At 43.6% G+C, this 17527-nt stretch carries 19 protein-coding genes; all 19 read right to left on the reverse strand.

Annotated elements, in window-relative coordinates; translation table 11 throughout:
• Positions 1-7 precede the first annotated feature (7 nt).
• Positions 8-511, reverse strand: coding sequence for an MSHA biogenesis protein MshP (locus K0625_RS04005; protein ID WP_220108477.1), 504 nt, complete (start codon positions 509-511; stop codon positions 8-10).
• A complete protein-coding gene (locus K0625_RS04010; RefSeq protein WP_220108478.1) occupies positions 501-1334 on the reverse strand; it encodes a PilW family protein in 834 nt (277 codons plus the stop codon). The genes K0625_RS04005 and K0625_RS04010 overlap by 11 nt, the downstream gene beginning before the upstream one ends.
• On the reverse strand, positions 1334-1897 hold the full coding sequence (locus tag K0625_RS04015) for a type II secretion system protein (RefSeq protein WP_220108479.1): 564 nt from the start codon (positions 1895-1897) through the stop codon (positions 1334-1336). Before K0625_RS04015 ends, K0625_RS04010 begins: the two co-directional genes overlap by 1 nt.
• Positions 1887-2375: a type II secretion system protein gene (locus tag K0625_RS04020; protein ID WP_220108598.1), complete on the reverse strand. Its 489-nt coding sequence runs from the start codon at positions 2373-2375 to the stop codon at positions 1887-1889. The genes K0625_RS04015 and K0625_RS04020 overlap by 11 nt, the downstream gene beginning before the upstream one ends.
• Before the next feature lie 166 nt (positions 2376-2541).
• Positions 2542-3054, reverse strand: a complete 513-nt coding sequence (locus K0625_RS04025; RefSeq protein WP_220108480.1) for a type II secretion system protein — start codon at positions 3052-3054, stop codon at positions 2542-2544.
• A 261-nt stretch (positions 3055-3315) separates the two neighbouring features.
• Complete coding sequence (locus tag K0625_RS04030) at positions 3316-3810, reverse strand: type II secretion system protein (RefSeq protein WP_220108481.1); 495 nt, start codon at positions 3808-3810, stop codon at positions 3316-3318.
• 4 nt (positions 3811-3814) lie between these two features.
• Entirely contained in the window at positions 3815-4342 is a 528-nt protein-coding gene (locus K0625_RS04035; protein WP_220108482.1) for a prepilin-type N-terminal cleavage/methylation domain-containing protein, read from the reverse strand.
• 220 nt (positions 4343-4562) lie between these two features.
• Complete coding sequence (locus K0625_RS04040; RefSeq protein ID WP_438944485.1) at positions 4563-5222, reverse strand: type II secretion system protein; 660 nt, start codon at positions 5220-5222, stop codon at positions 4563-4565.
• A gap of 69 nt (positions 5223-5291) precedes the next feature.
• Positions 5292-5798, reverse strand: coding sequence for a hypothetical protein (locus K0625_RS04045; protein WP_220108483.1), 507 nt, complete (start codon positions 5796-5798; stop codon positions 5292-5294).
• A 35-nt stretch (positions 5799-5833) separates the two neighbouring features.
• Positions 5834-7054 (reverse strand): type II secretion system F family protein, encoded by a 1221-nt coding sequence (locus K0625_RS04050; protein ID WP_220108484.1) that lies wholly within the window; start codon positions 7052-7054, stop codon positions 5834-5836.
• A 66-nt stretch (positions 7055-7120) separates the two neighbouring features.
• The gene (locus K0625_RS04055; RefSeq protein WP_220108485.1) at positions 7121-8881 is read right to left on the reverse strand and encodes a GspE/PulE family protein; all 1761 of its coding nucleotides are present in this window, start codon (positions 8879-8881) and stop codon (positions 7121-7123) included.
• Positions 8878-10071, reverse strand: coding sequence for a tetratricopeptide repeat protein (locus K0625_RS04060; RefSeq protein WP_220108486.1), 1194 nt, complete (start codon positions 10069-10071; stop codon positions 8878-8880). Before K0625_RS04060 ends, K0625_RS04055 begins: the two co-directional genes overlap by 4 nt.
• Complete coding sequence (locus K0625_RS04065) at positions 10068-10976, reverse strand: ExeA family protein (RefSeq protein ID WP_220108487.1); 909 nt, start codon at positions 10974-10976, stop codon at positions 10068-10070. The genes K0625_RS04060 and K0625_RS04065 overlap by 4 nt, the downstream gene beginning before the upstream one ends.
• A gap of 3 nt (positions 10977-10979) precedes the next feature.
• A complete protein-coding gene (mshL, locus tag K0625_RS04070; protein ID WP_220108488.1) occupies positions 10980-12668 on the reverse strand; it encodes a pilus (MSHA type) biogenesis protein MshL in 1689 nt (562 codons plus the stop codon).
• Positions 12655-13005 carry an MSHA biogenesis protein MshK gene (locus K0625_RS04075; RefSeq protein WP_333473830.1) on the reverse strand — a complete coding sequence of 117 codons (351 nt, stop codon included), beginning with the start codon at positions 13003-13005 and terminating at the stop codon, positions 12655-12657. Before K0625_RS04075 ends, mshL begins: the two co-directional genes overlap by 14 nt.
• The gene (locus K0625_RS04080; protein WP_220108489.1) at positions 12986-13642 is read right to left on the reverse strand and encodes an MSHA biogenesis protein MshJ; all 657 of its coding nucleotides are present in this window, start codon (positions 13640-13642) and stop codon (positions 12986-12988) included. Before K0625_RS04080 ends, K0625_RS04075 begins: the two co-directional genes overlap by 20 nt.
• Positions 13639-14241: a PilN domain-containing protein gene (locus tag K0625_RS04085; RefSeq protein WP_220108490.1), complete on the reverse strand. Its 603-nt coding sequence runs from the start codon at positions 14239-14241 to the stop codon at positions 13639-13641. The genes K0625_RS04080 and K0625_RS04085 overlap by 4 nt, the downstream gene beginning before the upstream one ends.
• Positions 14238-15155, reverse strand: coding sequence for an MSHA biogenesis protein MshI (locus K0625_RS04090; protein ID WP_220108491.1), 918 nt, complete (start codon positions 15153-15155; stop codon positions 14238-14240). Before K0625_RS04090 ends, K0625_RS04085 begins: the two co-directional genes overlap by 4 nt.
• Before the next feature lie 344 nt (positions 15156-15499).
• Positions 15500-17413, reverse strand: coding sequence for an RNase E specificity factor CsrD (gene csrD, locus K0625_RS04095; RefSeq protein ID WP_220108492.1), 1914 nt, complete (start codon positions 17411-17413; stop codon positions 15500-15502).
• Between the last annotated feature and the right edge of the window lie 114 nt (positions 17414-17527).

The following is a 17527-nucleotide window of genomic DNA, read 5'->3' on the forward strand; positions in this document are numbered from 1 at the left end:
AGTAACGTTAATCACGGGCTTCAACCTCCACACTGCGGCTAACTCGTAAACAATTACCATCATTTGAGGTGCAATCTCCTGTTTGGCAAACCGCAGTGCTAGTAATTAAATACTGAGTAACTGTATTAATGATATTAGTATCATCGCAAGTGATCACGATACTGCAAGCATGAAAACCCACCAATGAAGGATTATCGTTACCTATGTTCCATGGACTTGTCACATTAGAGCAAGAGGTAGCCGTATTATCGGTAGCCGTTAGGGGAAACAATTGAGACAGGGCTCGATCGGCACCTGAATTTGCAGCAGCAAAAGCACGGGTTCCCCATACCTCCAAGTTTACCTGTTCATCGGCATCATCCAATACGTTTAGCAGTGCCGTAGCCATTAGAAACATCACTGTGATCACAAAGATGCCAATAATAAGCGCGCTGCCACTTTGTCCGGATAATTCAGATCTAAAATAGCTGGCTTTAGAACCACTTAAGAGTGAGCTTGAGCTATGGGACATTGATCACCTGTACCTGATGCTGATATTGAAACTCTTGATTAACCACCTCAAACTTAGGCCTTAACTGAAGAATTGCATTATTCACGAGACTGGATGGCGTTAGCAAGATAGGTTTGTCTGTCGCTATGTTATTAGTGACATTTTCTGCCATTAACACGCCACTGCTGTTTGGAGTAAGCTGATTAGCATTAATCCCATAATTCGCATAACGTCTTAGCTCCCCACCCGATTGGAAACAATAACTCACAGCACCACTAATCATAAAGTAACGCTTAATAGGGGAAGCTTCGGCAAATTGAACCGCACGATCAAACGTAACAGCCCCCGAGCTCGCATCAAACGCATTAATATCAAATAAACGTCCACTAGTCCCAGCGGGAGTTGCCGAATAGATATGTTTAGGTAATAACGGATACACCAGCATCTGGTTTGCGGTGCTTACCCCTTGAGAAGGAGGAAAAACGGTTCCCATGTTATTAGCCGCTGCAGGCGAAATCGGAAGATCGACATAAGAAGCACTGGCCTGAATAGGCACAAACTCAACACATTGATAGGTGAGTACAGAGTCAGGAGTCAAACGTATGCTATTTGGCACTGCATTTCTCAGCTCCCGCGTCATTCGCTCCATGGCAAAACGGCTCTGACTTAGCACTTGATCTACCGAGGTCGACTCAACAAAAATCCGAGTCCCCAATACAACAAAGCTACTAACTCCCAATACTAAAACACCAAGCACTATGATCACAGTGACCATCTCGACCAAGGTAAAACCTTGCGCGCTTTTATGATGCTTATAACTCTTATTATTCTTGTGACTAGCCATCAGTAGTTACTCCTAATGGCGTTATAGGTGATCACTTCACTACTTGGCGTTGTTACATTAATAGTGACTAACTTGCTATTTCTATCAGCATTTGGATAAGTCACAATGACAGACAACTGATAGTTTCGGTACTGGCTCAAATAGGTATCACTAGAGTTAAGCATGTTGCTCGTTTCGCTAAGGCCATGGTAATCATCGACATCATTGAATGTGTTACGAACTTCACCAGTGTCGGGGCCTAAATTAGCAGAAGGTGTACAATCTAACCCTGCAGGCAGACCTAGATCCACTCTGGCGGCTGCGCCACAAGCAGGAACTCCCCCATTGGCATTGGTATTTTGATCGTAACGCTTTCCCCAGATCTCATTTAAAATCGAGTGTGCTAACTCGGCAGAGCGGACTCTATGCAGTGTCTCAGCCGCGCGATCAGCTTGAGGAAACAACATGCTAGCCAACATGACCAATGCGATACTGAGCACGACCATGCCAACGACAAGTTCTATTAGGGTAAAGCCTTTAGTGCGATTAACTGAGTTAGTAAATTTAAACAAGTTAGCGGCCATGGATATACCCCTGACTCTCAACATTAATCGTTAAAGTTGCATCAGCAACTACATTTATACAGGCTCCAGAGCAAGCTAGATTAGTTACGCCGTGACTATTGCCACTAAAGTCAATATTGAAGCTATTACTGGCACTACTAATGAGAGATAGCCTTGCCCCGCCCTCAAAGTGACGCTTTGATTCTGTAGGAGACGTTGTTGTCGTGCAGGTTAAATCACCAAACCTTTGTAATTGATAGCCTTGGGAATCGACAGCAACCCGGTAGCAACGCCCTTGATTATTCATCGCCAATAGCTGGGCTTTGCGGAGCTCGCTGATAAACTCATCACGAAGAGTAAAAGCGCTGTAACTTGAATTTGTTAACATGCGCGGTAGCACAACCACAGAGAGTATGGCGATCAAAATAATAGTGGTCACTAGCTCTACCAAGGTAAAGCCTGTCTCTCTTCGGATCAATTTTTCACCAGTCAATGCCATCAATTTTATGCTAGCTGTTATTTTCCAATAACTTATTGAGTATGGCAAATAAAGTTACCACCTTCAGCCATTTTATCTCTGAAACCGACGGACATATAGTTTAAAAGGCCTGAAATATAGGCCTTTAATAAATAAGATCGCTAGACAACTTGAGACAGAGAGAGGTTTAACAGCCGAAGGGGTCTTGATTGCCAGTCGGAGTATAGAGAGTATAGGTAGGAGCCGAAGTTGAAGTGGCCTCCTCGTAAACAAAATGACAAGTATCGGCAGGTGCATCTTTAGGGCTAAAAGCTAGGCCACCACTGGGAACTGCGGTGGCAACCCACTCGCTGGGGTCCACATCCATTGCCGCTCCGATTGCTGCCGTGTCCTCAGGTAGATAACCATACACCGTTTGTATCGGGATACCAGTGCCTATATCAACACCCGCAGTATTATCTGTATTCGCTGCCCAACCTGCAGCATCGGCAATGGTTTCTTCACCCGCTACGGCAGCCTTAGAAAATACCAAGGAGTTAGCTCCTTGCAAAGAGGCTCTAAACCCATCCAAGATCGATGCCTTTGCATCCCCTTGAAGATTAATAAATTTAGGGGCTGCGGTAACAGCCAAAATACCTAGAATAATGATGACGACCACTAACTCAATCAAGGTAAAACCCAGCTGCTTTACTCTTCTCATCTTTCCGCCTCTAATAACACCAGTTATGACAGTAGCTAATACCTACCTGTATAAGCCAAACTATTTATTAGCCTAAGCTTAGTCAAGCTTGAGAGTTTTGGATAATTATAGGGGTAGCCCTGATATTGGATAGAGAGCAGGGAACAAACAGTGGTAAGTAAAAAGCAGGTACGGCATAGAGAATAAAAAAGCTTTCACTTGTAGCAAGCTCTTCAAACACAAAAAAGGCCTGCATTGCAGGCCTTTTTCAATAATATCTAATTAACAGTCATCAGCTACAACAGCGTAATCAGGCAAATCAGATGAAGATGTTGCACCTGTATACTCAACGAAGCATTTCTTATCTTTAGAAATAGTAATATCTTTAGGGTGAAGTAATATTGGTGCAGCACTTACATCTGTATCAGAGTTAGCAACAACTGTCCACTCATTGGTATCTATATCCAGAATTTCAGACACTTGAGCTGCATCAGCTTTTACATAACCATAAACACCAATAACATCATCAGTACCGTCATTGTCAATATCAATATTAGCTGTTGTTCCACCATCGGCTTTCTCTTTCCCCTGAATCGCAGCCTTAGAATAGAGTAAAGTGTTCGCACCTTGCAATGCCCCTTTCATGCCATCAAGAGTTGATTCACGAGCATCACTTTGTAAATTAATGAACTTAGGTGCAGCTGTTACAGCCAGAATACCTAAAATAATGATAACAACAACCAACTCAATGAGAGTGAAACCTTTTTGATTTTTCATAATTTTAGCAATCCGTTGTTGTAGTAGAGATTTGAGCAGGCGTAATCACGCCTGTAGTGGTATTTTTTGTTGCAACCGTATAGTTAAGGCGGCAAGCATCATCGGCTTTCTTTCCTTTAGGAACAATAACAAAGCCAGTTGTAGCACTACTCCAAACTGCCCAGTCTTCAGTAGCAACATCGGCAGTTCCGTCGGATAATGCTTCAAAAGTCATATCCATGGCTTTTTCTAAATTAGCCTTCACAGTAGCTACAGTTGCAGAGCTATTAAGGTTGCCATAATCGGTTGTGACGACAACTCCAGTAGCGATAGTAATACTAGCACCAGCATCTGCCTCTTTGCCTGCTATAGCAGCTTTAGAATAGATAAGGGTGTTCGCGCCCTGTAGTGCTGCCTTAACACCATCTACAGTCGATGCACGTGCATCTGACTGCAGATTGATAAATTTAGGTGCAGCTGTCACAGCAAGAATACCTAAAATAATGATAACGACCACTAACTCAATTAGGGTAAAACCATTTTGCTTGTTCATTTAAAAAAACCTCATATAAAAACTATATAACTTTTATATAGCTAAATTTTCTACAAAAATATTCAGTCCTTTTGGCACTTACATTTTTAAATATCTACTTTAAATAGACCTACTTTAAAATAATTATTTTCAACGTTAGTATCAAAACTTTTATTATTAACTTTATAAAACCCTATAATGTTAAACCTTCTACTCGCGATTTAACTTTTACCAGTGAAAATTATAGATCGTTCGAGAAACTAACCACTTGGCCCGTTCCAGGGTTGTAAGTCACTCCCTTAGCCCCAGCTGTAGTTAGATTTGGCTGAGGGTTAGCTACGCCAGTGGTTGGATCTAATCTAAGCGATGCGACTAAGTGATAGACACATACATCTAAACCTGGAACCTGTGCACCAGATATCGCGGTACCAGTGCCACCAATACTGTCAATAACACTAACGACATACCTCTGTTTACGCGCATCTTGATCTATCTGCACATTACGTGGAGCATTTTGCAAGACAGCGCTAAATACCTCTTGGCATGTTGCATTGGTCATGGTCGTAGCATCGGTATTACCTGTCCCGGATGCTGGCGAGCCGGTAGGAAAACCAAACCTCTCATCTAGGTATGCCGTTGTTCCGTCTAAGATAACAGAATCATTTCGACGACCATCCACTTCCCATTGTGCTCGAACAAAGCCAACCGCTGTTGCTAAGCCACCCGATACACCATCAACACTGGCATCTTCGGCATCATCGGTCACATTTAAAAAACGAGGGATCGCAGTCGCCGCCAATAAGCCTAAAATAACAATCACAATAACAAGTTCGATTAAAGAAAAACCTTGTTCTCCCCTACCATTTCGGCTTTTCATATCACCCTTTCTCAGCTTATTCATGATACCCCCTTTACTCGTTTCACAATTCTAACAGTTCATAGCATTTTGAAAACTATGAAACAGCTTAATTTAGTCTTTAGTCAAAAAAATAACTCGGCCAGAACTGAGGTGATAACTCAATCGCTCGGAATTATTATCAAAATAGTTACAAACATCTCTCGATGAGTCGAAACTGGTTACAATGTGTTGCCTTTCAGTCTCTCGACCTAATAACTGACCCCAAAGCTGTTTACATCCCACTTTATCTCTCTGCTCGGGTAAAGGCCAGCCCCCTTTACTCATTTTGATCAAAACTAACTCACTCTCTTTAGTCAAGTTTTGTCCATAAATCCCAAATGAGTTCCAGTCTAAAGGCATCAAATCTGGTCTTCCCTGTGCAAACCATTGAGCTTTAACCATTCCCAGTACATTGATCAACTTAGTATGATCTGCCTTAAGCCTTTGAACACCAACTGTTTCCAATGAACTAAAATACTTAAAAGCCAAGGTAGCAAGCAAAACTAAAATCAGCAGGAGTGAAACCACCTTTCCCAATACCTGCAGTAGCTCTCCATCGGCTTTCTGCTGGCTTAACATTATTTGTAGTCTCTTTGAAATTCATTACTCATTCGTTAGTTTCCACCTTTGACGACATTGAGCATATCCCACATCGGTAAGTAGATACCTAGTGCCAATATCAGTACTATACCGGCGACAAAACCGATCAAGATAGGCTCTAACTTAGCGGTGAGGTTTTTCAAGTCGTAGTCTACTTCCCCTTCATAAAAATCCGCAGCGTCATTTAGCAGCTGATCTATCTGACCAGTCTCTTCGCCAACAGCCACCATTTGAAGTACTAATGGAGTAAAAAGATGGCTCTGATTACACACTCTTAGCATTGAGTCACCCGATTCTATGCCACGCCGCATTGCCACGATTCGATCGTGCATATAGGCGTTATCCACCGCATCAGCAACCAAACTCAAAGCTTGTGTCATAGGCACGCCAGCACTCAGCATCATAGAAAAGCTACGACAATAGCGTGACAGGGTTGAGCGCTCGATAATACTTCCTACCGCAGGGATATGTAGCTTCCATTTATCCCACTGCTTCTCACCCTTCTCGGTACTATGCCAATAGCGAATCCCGATAAACGCACCAACAACTACAACCAACATAACAGGCCAATAGTTCACAAATAGATTCGATGTACCTATCAATAGCTTAGTCGCCCAAGGTAGATCTGCGCCAAAACGAGAAAACATCTCAGCAAACTTAGGGATCACCATGATATTTAAGATCACCATCGCCAAGGCGATCGCCATCAGAACAAAGATAGGGTAGCGCATTGCCGCTTTAATTCTGCGTCGCGTCTCCTGCTCTCGCTCGATATAGCCAGACAGTTGAATAAAGGCATCTTCTAATTTACCTGTATTCTCCCCCACATGAACCATAGAGACAAAGAGTGAATCAAATACATCCGGATGATGATTCATTGCCGAAGATAAAGGTCGACCAGAAGTTAACTGCTCTGAAATATCGTTTAATGCATCTTTCATTCTCTGAGAGTGAGTCGTCTCAGAAAGTCCCGCTATCGCCCGTAAAATAGGGATCCCAGAACGAGTCAGTGAGTACATCTGCCTAGAGAAGATCTGGAGCTCATCAAGGCTCACTTTGCCTTTAAATAAACTTGCCAGAGTAAATGAAGCTTTCTCTTTGCTCTCATTAAGCTCTAAGGGGATTACAGATCGTGACATCAGTTGATCGGCAGCTGCATTCTCAGTCGCAGCATCTACCACGCCTGTCACCTGTTGACCCTGTGCATCGCGCCCACGATATTTATAGACTGGCATTCGCACGTCCTATAATCATCATACTGTCAGAGTTAATTTGATAAACACCTGCGATCATCATCCAAATCAGGCCTCAGGCAGTTCTTGATTAGCCATATCTGTCGATAGAGCAACTTGAGACTCACTCACATCTTCAACCAGTTTTGCGACCTCTTCGATGGTGGTCATCCCTTCGGCTAGATACTTCATCGCCGAAACCGCGAGCGGAGTAAAATTAGGGCTTTCATGTGCAGCGCGAGCAAAATCCTGCGGATTTCCAGTTCGCATCGCATCAATCATCGCATCATCTAGCTCTAATATTTCAAATACGCCAATACGGCCACGATAACCGCTGCCATTACAACTTTGGCAACCAGCACCAATTTTAAAGGTTGCTTGTGAAAAATCTTGCTGGCTAACAGAGTCCATCCAGACTCTATCTTGTGCCGTTAGGTGATACTCCCTAGAGCAATTTTGACAAACACGCCTAACGAGTCGCTGGGCAATGATCACCCTTAATGCACTGGCAACTAGATAGCTAGCCGCTCCCATATCCAGCAAACGTAGCGCACTGGTTACAGCATCGTTAGTGTGTAAGGTCGATAGTACAAAGTGACCTGTGAGTGCGCCCCTAAGTCCTATCTCTACGGTCTCCTGATCACGCATCTCACCCACCATAATGATATCGGGATCTTGACGTAACGTAGTTCTTAAAACGTTGGAGAAATCTAAGCCTATCTTGTGATTAACTTGGACTTGGTTGATTCTGGGTAATTGGTACTCGACAGGATCTTCTACGGTGATGATCTTACGATCTGCCGTATTGAGCTCACTGAGTACGCCATAGAGTGTCGTTGTTTTACCGCTACCCGTGGGTCCGGTAACCAGCAACATACCATGGGGACGTTTAATCTGTTTGCGAACACGGGACAAGATCTCTGGTGGCATCCCCGTTTCATTCAGGGTAAGCAGACCTGCAGATTGATCCAATAAACGCATCACAACAGATTCACCATGATAGATAGGCATGGTCGACATACGTACATCGATTTGGTGTCCCTTGATCTCCATATGAAAACGTCCATCTTGAGGAAGACGCTTTTCAGAGATATCCAGACCTGCCATCAACTTAAGTCTTAATACTAACGCTGCAGCAATGCTGGCTTCTGGCAGGATATTCTCATGCAACTGGCCATCGATACGTTGTCGTATTCTTAATACCTTTTCACCGGGCTCAATATGAATATCCGATGCGCGCATCTGCACTGCATCTTCGAAGATTGACTGCAGCAGCTTTACAACTGTGGTCTCATTGTCACTGTCGCCATCGGTTAGGCTTGCCAGATCGAACTGATCGTCAGCGGCATACTCCTCCTCAAGTTTTCCAGCGATCGCAGCAATCTCATCGGTTCTACGGTATAAGTTATCAAAAGCGTCCAACAGCTGTTGCTCAGTAACAACGGCAATCTCCATCACTTTAGGAGTCAGTAATACCTCTAAGTTATCCATCGCCTGTAGATCGGCAGGATCACTCATGGCAACCAGAACACTTTCACCGTTATCTTCAACAACTAAAGCTCTAAAACGTCGAGCCTGAACCTCAGGTAAGAGATTAACAACTTCGGCTGGGATTGGTCTTCTACTGATATCGATAAATGGAATATTGAGCTGCTGAGAGAGAAACCTAAGTAGCTGCTCCTCAGACAGACTGTTTAAGTCTATTAAGGTTCGGCCTAGCTTCTTACCTGTATTTCTTTGCTCACTCAGTGCTTGGGTTAGCTGAGACTCACTAATGATCTGCTCTTGTACAAGCAGATCACCCAAACGCATCTTTAACTTTGGTTTCACTGACTCTCTCCTAACTGCGCCAATCTGTTTTCAATGTAGTCCACCGCTTGCACCGATAGCCCCTGCTGGGGCACAGCTCTGTAAAATAGAGCTTGCCGATAGGCTTCAATCGCAGTCTCATACTTCTGTTGAGCATCGAGCGCATAAGCTAGCCCCATCCACCAACGGCTCATGGTCGCCTCTGTCTGTAAAAGCTTACGGTAGCTACTCTCTGCTAGAGCATAGTTTTTGACTTTCTGAGCAATAGTACTCTCTTGTGTCCATTTCTGCTTATTCAAAGCTGTCCCATCAGGAATACGCTTTAGACTCGCCAGTGCCTGTTCATAACCACCAGCGGCCTGCTGAACTCGGGCTAAGAGCATTAAGTATTCATACTGCTCAGGAAAAAGCCTGCTTCCCTCTTGTAATGTATCACTGGCTTGAGCCAAGTTTCCTTGACCATAAAAAAGTGCAGCAAGCCGCTGCCTTGCTTTATGCAGCTTAGGAGAAAAGCCTAAAGCTTCACGGTAATACTCAATAGCATCTCTCTGCTCACCACTATCTTCTGCACTTGTTGCCGCCTGAAATCTTTTTTCAGCTAACTGTGCATTAGATAATCTCACCTCAGTGATCGCCATAGAGCTGTTATCCACCTTAGGAGTCGCAGGCTTTGAGTGCACAACCTCTATAGGTTCTGGCTTTGAACTAGCCAGTTCAGCCTCATTTGAAGGCTTACTCTCTGTAGTAACAATCTCAACGGCTGGTTCATCAACCACAGCTTTTTTAACAAGCTGTTTTTCAGTCTTAACCAGCTCGACAACTTGGCTCTTAGAGGTAACTTCAGGTTTAGCACTCCCCTCTAAGGCTGTATCAGGCACTCTCTTATCTTCAGTCACTTTTTGAGCATCTACAACCGAGTTAGTGCTAGTAACAGTGTTTAGCGCCTTATCTTCTAGAGCTTGGCGAGTAACAAGTTCTTGAACTCCACTATTCGTTCCCCCAACAGGTTCATTCGCACTATTTTTTGTCAATAGCTCCCAGTTGTAGGCCACAGCAATTAGAAAGATAAAACAAACTAGCGCCAATAGGATCCATGGCATTTTGGGTGCTGAACTAGCTTGATATTGCACCGGGGCTGTACTCATATTTTCAAGAGAATGCGGCTGCTGACGCTTATCTAAATCCTTAAGCATAGTGTTTATCACACTCATGAAGCTGCTCCCCAAAATAGGTGAACACCTAAGCCTGCTAGCACAGAGGTAACACCCAGACCCATAAACCAAAACCATCTACTCTGGCCTGTAGCACTCGCATCTTGAGTATCTGTGATTGCCGCTTTGACATGCTGGCGTTTTACACGCTCCGCCCCTTCACCAAAGCTTAATAGCAATGATTTGTGAGCTAATATATTAATCAATCTTGGGATCCCTCTGGCTGCCAGCGCCAATGCCCGAATATCTTTTTCAATAAACAGTGGCTCGCCGACACGGCCTGCTACCGACAATCTATGTTGCACATAAGCACAGGCCTCATCTACCGATAAGGCTCTTAGCTTGTAACTAAAGGTGATCCTCTGTCTTAACTGCCTAAAGTTATGCAAATTAAGACGATCATCGAGCTCTGGCTGAGCGAACAAAACTACTTGTAGTAACTTACGACTCTCAGTCTCTAAATTGGTAAAAAGCCTCAAAGCCTCAAGACTTTCATCGGGTAGTGCTTGAGCCTCATCGAGTACTAGCACAATGGAGTGTCCATGGGCTGATAGCGCTAATAGCTGCTGCTGTATCAGTCCCGTAAGCTGCATCTGATCAATACTGGCTGAATATTTAAGCCCTAACTCTAAGGCTACTGCCCACCTAAGCTCAGCTGGGGAAAGATAGGGGTTAGGCAGGTATGCACAATGAAACCGCTTAGGTAGCTCATTAATAAGTTTACGGCAGATAAGGGTTTTACCCGTACCAACTTCACCGGTGACCTTAATAAACCCTTCACCAGTTTGTAATGCCATCTGCAGCACTTGCAGCGCCTCAACATGAGGCGCAAGGCCAAAAAAGAACTGTGTATTTGGAGTCAGAGAGAAAGGAGTCTCCGCTAACCCAAAATGCTGCTGGTACAAAATTTACTGCCCTTGCTCTTGTTCATCTTCAGGATACCAACGGTCAAGCAACTCTTTAGAACGCTTTAACTCCTGCTTCCAAGTATCTGCTTCTACCACTGTAGGCTTAAGTAACAGCACAAGCTCGGTTTTCTGTAGCGACTTAGACCGATTAGTAAACAGCTCTCCAACAAGGGGAATATCACCAAGAAGCGGTACTTTCGACACCAGATCGATATTCTCGCTCTTCATCAATCCGCCGATCACAACCACTTCACCAGTTTTCGCTTTAATAACTGTGTCCGACTCACGAATATCACTCTGAGCCAGAGGCAGCTCTAATTCACTACCTGAGATCTTAATCGTTTTCGTCTGCTCTTTAATATTGATAACCGAAGGGTGAATATGAAGTAAAATATTCCCTTCGCCATCAATTTGAGGCGTCACATCCAGCGCAATACCAGAGAAGAAAGGGGTCAGCTCCACCTCTGGAGAGGTCACAGGGGTAGTACCAGCGACTGTAGTAGATGAAACATCGGTAACGAAGTACTCATCTTTACCCACTTTAATCACTGCCTTTTGGTTATTTGTCGCAGTCACTCGCGGACTAGAGAGCACATCCACATCACCTTGGGTATCGAGCAGGTTGATCATAGTAGTGAAATCTGCACCAGAGATTTTCATTGACGTAACGCCGCCAATGGCACTGGTGATTGAGTCACTTAATCCCCCCGTTGAAGGTGAAGTACCAAATGTAATATCAGTATCACCGACATGACCAAGCACATTTTGCCACTCAATCCCCTGCTGATAACCATCAGACAGTGTCACCTCTAATATCTTTGCTTCCAATATCACCTGACGTTGCAGGTGTGACTCAGCCGTTTGCAAAAAGGTACGAACCTGACGTAGCTCATTTGGAAATGCTCTTATGGTGACAAGTCCAGCCTGAGGAGTAATAACGACCTGCCGTCCGTTACCTGTGCTTCCAATAATCGAAACCAATGTTTCTTCCAACTCCCCCCAAAAGTCTGTCTTAGTTTTTGAACGAATAAAGGTACCATTAGTCGTGTCGTTACTGCTATTTGAGCTTGAGTTGTTACTCGATGAGTTAGACTGACTGCTGCCATTATTGTTATTGCTGTTACCACCAGAACTAGAGCTGTTATTGTTATTATCAGAGATACGGCCTGAGTTAACCGATGTTAGCGATAATCCTTGGCGCTCCATCTGTAGATAGTTTAACGGAAATGTTTCGGTGCGCATTCCAGCTGGGTAAACACGTAAAATACGCTTCTCTCGACTGACTTCATAACCATAAATATCCTCAACAACCTGCAGCGCTTCACTTAAAGTCACTCCCTTTAACGATAAGGATATGGTCCCAGTAACATCAGGATGCACGGCGACACTCAGTGGAGTACCTTGAATCAAACTAGGGAAAAAGACTTTAGCATCGACATCTTTTGCCGAAACATCGAAACGACGCTCAGCTCTTTGAGGTGGCGTTAAGCCCGATAATAGATCCTGTGACGACAGCTCATTTTGAACTGATTCAGGCATCATAGGTGGCGGAGTTGCACTCTTGCTCTTTTCTGCCTTTATCGACTCATTTAAGGCAGATTTCGACTCTACGGGCTTAGGTCTGTCGAAGGACTGACAGGCTACCAATAAAAACGCTAACAGAGGCGTAATTGTTTTAATCGCTGTCATTTGAATTGCTTCCCTTTGTCTCTGTTATTGTTTGATACATACTTAATTTTCGCCCATCGGCTAATGATACTGAATTGGCACCTATTCGAGTGATCTTGACACCTTGCACTCGATCGCCAACCACAAAAATTTGATTATTAATCACAGCGTGGGAGCTTGCACCAGCATTAACCACACTATTGAGCGTTAAACCGCGCTGCATATCTTGTGCAGAAACAGTAGAGGATCCACCTCCGCGACCTGGCCGAGTGGGATCCCTTAATGTTTCAGCTTGAGTACTGGCCGCGAATGCCAGCAACAGCATAGCTAAGCTCAAATTAACCTTGACTTGAAACACTGATAAAGTCCTTATTAATACTTAAGGTATATAGCTCTAAAACGACATCAGCCATAGGGTATTCATCAACCTGATACTCCATACGCTTCCAATACAACTTGTTTGGCATCGATTCAATGGCCTCTACAAACTTAAGAACAGCAAAATAATCCCCTTGAAAAGTCAAACGGAGACCATGGCTGTACAGGTTCATCTTCTTCTCTTCACCTACAGCCAACAAAGGAGTTGGCGCAATAGATTGAAAGTTTTGTAACTTTATCCCTCTGACTTTCTCAAGCAGTTGACTCAATAAAGCTGGCATATGATCGGCAGGCACCATGTCTACCATCTGAAAAGAGAGCTGTTTGTCCAACTCTGTGCTCTGCTGCTCTAATGTTGCAAAACGTGCGTTATATTCATCATTAGGATCTTGAGCTAATCTCTGGTTATAAAGTGCAATCTGCTGCATCGACACTTGGTTCTCCGCGACAATCCCTCTATTTTGCTGGGTTAATTTACTCTGTTTGAGTAACAAAGACTCCAGCGGCATATAGCAGAGTAAACCGATCACAATTAACGCCGCGCTGGCCACCATGACACGTTCACGCTGACTTAAAAGGTCGAAACGTGCCGCTATCTCCTGTAGCTTTTGCTTCATTGACTCTCCTCCTCACCAGTACTTGCCAAAGTGAAGGAGAGAGGTTTATCCTCACCTCGATTCATCGTCATAGATGCAAATGCCTGCCCTTTTAATGTATCTGTCATCTTAAGTCTGTCGACCCAGAGAGGAACGCTATGGGGAGTTGAGGTATAACCTTCAAAGATAAAATTATCACCCTCAACTTGGAATCGATTTAGCCAGATACTCGAATTAGCAACCCGGGCAAGATCTTTCATTAACGGTGAGTAGCCTTTACTAGTCAGCGCCTCCCTTTGGCTTAACTCCCCCAACAGCATACGTTTAAGCTCAATCTGTTGTGCAAGTAGATCAACTTTGGCTACAAGTTTTGCATCCGGTGAACGTTGGGCAATCTCAGCTTCAAGTCCTCGCTTCTCTATCTCTAGGCTACTCTTTTGAGCAGCTAGTTCTCGATTATCAGCTTCGAGATCAAAAATAAGCATAAAAGTAAAGATTGAGCCAAAACAGAATAGCAACAGCATAGCCACTATACCTGTCACCATACGACGAAAAGAGAGCCTTAACTCTGCAGGTAAAAGAGATTCTGAGTAGAGGTTAACACGCGTCTTCATGGTCATGATTGCGCCCCCGATAACTCCACTTCATCTCGATCAATCTCAGTCAAAGCTAGCTTTGCCATGATACTCTCAACACCTTCTGCGGCAATCGCGTTAACCTCTTGGTTAAAGTTAACACTCACCAATTCAGCTAACCTCTCTGTTTGGCCATTAATAAGCAGTTCGATGGAGGAGACGGGAGCTTGACGCAATTGACTTTCAAAATAGTCCATCGATCTTTGTAACTCTAGGCTAAGGTTATCAGCCATGCCAAAACCCAACTCCTCAGCACTCGCTGTATCTATCTGATTAAACCCCCTGACTCGCCTCTGCATATAGAGATCGCCTTGCCTGACAACAGTCAGCAATATCTCCTGCCCTGGCTGATGGCTAATCACTAATTTTGCCTGTGGTTCCTGCCAAAAAAGATTGGTGATGGCCATCTCTTCGATAGTGATACCAACAAGTTGCATCTCTTGCTCTTTTGCCGCAAGGATCAAAGCAGTGATCTTCTTCCTATCTACGATCACAACGCTCAACTTGGCACTATTTTGTTGCGGGGACTCGAAATAATCTAGATGTATATCAGTCACGGGCTGACTAATCATATCTTTCACTGACCACAGCAGTGCTTGAGTCATCTCCTCTGGATCTACATTAGGTTTATCCACTAATAGAAGCTGATAATAGGGTGAGCTTAATGTGACTTGTAATTGAGCTGGACCAAACTCTTTACTCAGTTCGGCGAACAAACGGTTCCAATTTACACCATCAAATGCAAACTCTTTGGAGTTATTTGAGGCAACGGCGCCATGTTGGCTCTCATCATTTAGATGGTATACGACCACTTTTTCAGGGCAAATATAGACACCAAGCTTAAGCCTAACGCTAGATTTTCGCCAAAAGGCCAATCGACTAAACATACTTTTTTCCATCACAAAATGCCTATTATCACTTAATTGCAGCTAGCGCATATGATGCTATTGCTTCGCACATCCGTGATACAAAGAGTTGCAATTGTGAACCAATATCAACACGATTAACTAGACCTGAACTGAAGTATACAAGCTGATCGTAAAATTTGTTGCGCTTATTGTATCGACTAATCTTATAATTTTGTAGAGAAAACCAGAAAGAGTGTTAATGTATATTGCTTAAGATAGGTTGGTTACCCTAATCACACAAGTTAAGGGCAAACTTTATACCTTACACCAACCTGTAACCAACATATTTAAAAATATTGCCAATTTTATGTGATCATTATTTAAGGAGTTGAAACTTAAACCTCCTCGACAGGATCACTAAATATACTTCCCTGACCCGCACTGACCCCTAAAATTTTCAATGTTTGCCACTCTTCAAACGATTCTACGCCTTCGGCAAAGACTTGAACTTCAGTCCGATATAGCCCACCGATCAAACTTCGAACAAACAGCTGATTTTCTTGCCTTAAATGTATCTGTCGAACAATAGACCTATGTAACTTAATCAGATCGAAATGGCACTCTTTAATATATTGAGTACTCACCACCTCTTGTCCCACGCGATCAACACACAGACTCGCGCCCATCTTTCTGATCATATCTAGGCGTGAAGCCAACTGCTCTCTATTGTGTACCACTATGTCTTCATTAATTTCAAATATCAATCTAGGGGTCAAATGACGATACTCGAGCAAGGTGGTTTTCAACCAGCGAATAAATGCACGGCTCATCAGAGTATCTAAACTTAAATTAACACTGTATTTAGTCTTAGTATCATTACGATCACCTAGTAGATCAAACAGCACAGTTTCAATCACCTGCCTCTCAAACTGTGGCGTTAACCCACACTTAATCGCCATGGGGATATAGAGCGTTGCTCGAATTAAATTCTCCTGATTGTCTCTAATTCGACTTGAGATCTCCAGATGATGAGTCTCCATGTCACTATCGACAACTGGCTGAGAGAAAACCACCAAACGTCGGTTAACCAGCGCATACTCAAGAAAACTCCTCCAGCGGACAGAGCCTTTGGCGAGTTCTTCATCTACTGCACCTTTATCATACATAAACCAGCCGCTTGAACCTTGAAACTGCGCCGCCCTCAGTGCACGTTCCGCCTCTTCAATAAGTTGCTCTTTCGCTTCGCCAACTTTGAAGTATGCAGCCCCAATATGATAAAAATCATCACTGCTTATCCCATCGGGGAGTTGATGGTTCAAACACACCTTAAGTAACTTAGCCGCAAGTTTCTCAACATCTTTTAGAGAGATTTGAGGCACGACAATCGCAAACTGGTTATAGGAACGACGAGAGAAGATACTGTTAGCTTGGCTGTCCAAAATCTGATTAATATCGCTAATTGTCTGCAGCAATATCTCATCTATCAACTCCTCCCCTATCTCCTGTAACAGAAGATCAAGATCCTCCATCTCCAGCAAAAATAGAACTCCAGGAGCCATCATTCCGCGATCATTGCTAAGTGCATCTAGACGGTTTTTCAAAAAGAGTCTATTGCCTATGCCCGTTTCAGGGTCAAGAAAAGTGTTTGAGCGAATAAATTGATCGAAACGGGCCCGCTGTTTTTGTGCATCATCAAGTTCCAACAGCATGTGGGTCAGCGCCCGGTTTATCATTCTAGGTTTGCCATGCCCCTTCTCCGCTAATGCTTGCTCATAGTCATTATTAAGGATCAGTTTACTTCTGACAGCTAGGTCTTCAATACCTTGCAACTGTGTAGACAACCAGAGGTAACCAGAGCGAACAAATAGGACAATAAAGCCGATGCCTGTCAGGAAAACAATCAAGGGAAGCCAACTAAAACTGTACATTTTGAAAGGCTGGGGCAGCTTCATCGACAAACTTAAGTTTGAGCCATGATTCAACTGACTCTCATAATAGACAAAGCCTGAACTATCCTCTTTGGCGTGATGTTCATATAGGGTTTTGCCCCTATCTTTTAAGACTAAACTTGTCACCTTATAGGCAGATAGCACAGAGGGTAGCCAAGAGTCCAAAGGCATCGAACTCTCACCGGACTCAAAATGATGAACTAACATGGTCTCCAGCTCAGTCACTTTCTGTTGCTGAAATTCCGATGTTAGCTGCATAAAACTGATAAAGGCTGTCAATAAAAATAGCGAGGCTACCGCAGCCAATGAGAGAAACCAAAAACTGGTTAGTTTATTTGTTAAAAGTCGAGTGAGTTTCATTATCCGCTTCCTGCAGGATTTTATTATTCTCATCACCCAATCATACCAAGGAGCATAAAATATGGGTGACCCTTTAAAAGCGAGTCAATGTAAATTGGGTGAAACAATACCAAC

Origin of the sequence: Shewanella nanhaiensis, from assembly GCF_019457885.1 — a bacterium.
GTDB lineage: Bacteria > Pseudomonadota > Gammaproteobacteria > Enterobacterales > Shewanellaceae > Shewanella > Shewanella nanhaiensis.

What these genes read in the sequence shown, in the direction of transcription:
- K0625_RS04005 (WP_220108477.1), bottom strand. Translation starts at nt 511, where the DNA reads ATGTCCCATAGCTCAAGCTCACTCTTAAGTGGTTCTAAAGCCAGCTAT.
- csrD (WP_220108492.1), bottom strand. Translation starts at nt 17,413, where the DNA reads ATGAAACTCACTCGACTTTTAACAAATAAACTAACCAGTTTTTGGTTT.
- K0625_RS04060 (WP_220108486.1), bottom strand. Translation starts at nt 10,071, where the DNA reads ATGAGTGTGATAAACACTATGCTTAAGGATTTAGATAAGCGTCAGCAG.
- K0625_RS04030 (WP_220108481.1), bottom strand. Translation starts at nt 3,810, where the DNA reads ATGAAAAATCAAAAAGGTTTCACTCTCATTGAGTTGGTTGTTGTTATC.
- K0625_RS04080 (WP_220108489.1), bottom strand. Translation starts at nt 13,642, where the DNA reads ATGAAGCAAAAGCTACAGGAGATAGCGGCACGTTTCGACCTTTTAAGT.
- K0625_RS04010 (WP_220108478.1), bottom strand. Translation starts at nt 1,334, where the DNA reads ATGGCTAGTCACAAGAATAATAAGAGTTATAAGCATCATAAAAGCGCG.
- K0625_RS04015 (WP_220108479.1), bottom strand. Translation starts at nt 1,897, where the DNA reads ATGGCCGCTAACTTGTTTAAATTTACTAACTCAGTTAATCGCACTAAA.
- K0625_RS04040 (WP_438944485.1), bottom strand. Translation starts at nt 5,222, where the DNA reads ATGAATAAGCTGAGAAAGGGTGATATGAAAAGCCGAAATGGTAGGGGA.
- K0625_RS04025 (WP_220108480.1), bottom strand. Translation starts at nt 3,054, where the DNA reads ATGAGAAGAGTAAAGCAGCTGGGTTTTACCTTGATTGAGTTAGTGGTC.
- K0625_RS04050 (WP_220108484.1), bottom strand. Translation starts at nt 7,054, where the DNA reads ATGCCAGTCTATAAATATCGTGGGCGCGATGCACAGGGTCAACAGGTG.
- mshL (WP_220108488.1), bottom strand. Translation starts at nt 12,668, where the DNA reads ATGACAGCGATTAAAACAATTACGCCTCTGTTAGCGTTTTTATTGGTA.
- K0625_RS04035 (WP_220108482.1), bottom strand. Translation starts at nt 4,342, where the DNA reads ATGAACAAGCAAAATGGTTTTACCCTAATTGAGTTAGTGGTCGTTATC.
- K0625_RS04020 (WP_220108598.1), bottom strand. Translation starts at nt 2,375, where the DNA reads ATGGCATTGACTGGTGAAAAATTGATCCGAAGAGAGACAGGCTTTACC.
- K0625_RS04090 (WP_220108491.1), bottom strand. Translation starts at nt 15,155, where the DNA reads ATGGAAAAAAGTATGTTTAGTCGATTGGCCTTTTGGCGAAAATCTAGC.
- K0625_RS04085 (WP_220108490.1), bottom strand. Translation starts at nt 14,241, where the DNA reads ATGACCATGAAGACGCGTGTTAACCTCTACTCAGAATCTCTTTTACCT.
- K0625_RS04045 (WP_220108483.1), bottom strand. Translation starts at nt 5,798, where the DNA reads ATGTTAAGCCAGCAGAAAGCCGATGGAGAGCTACTGCAGGTATTGGGA.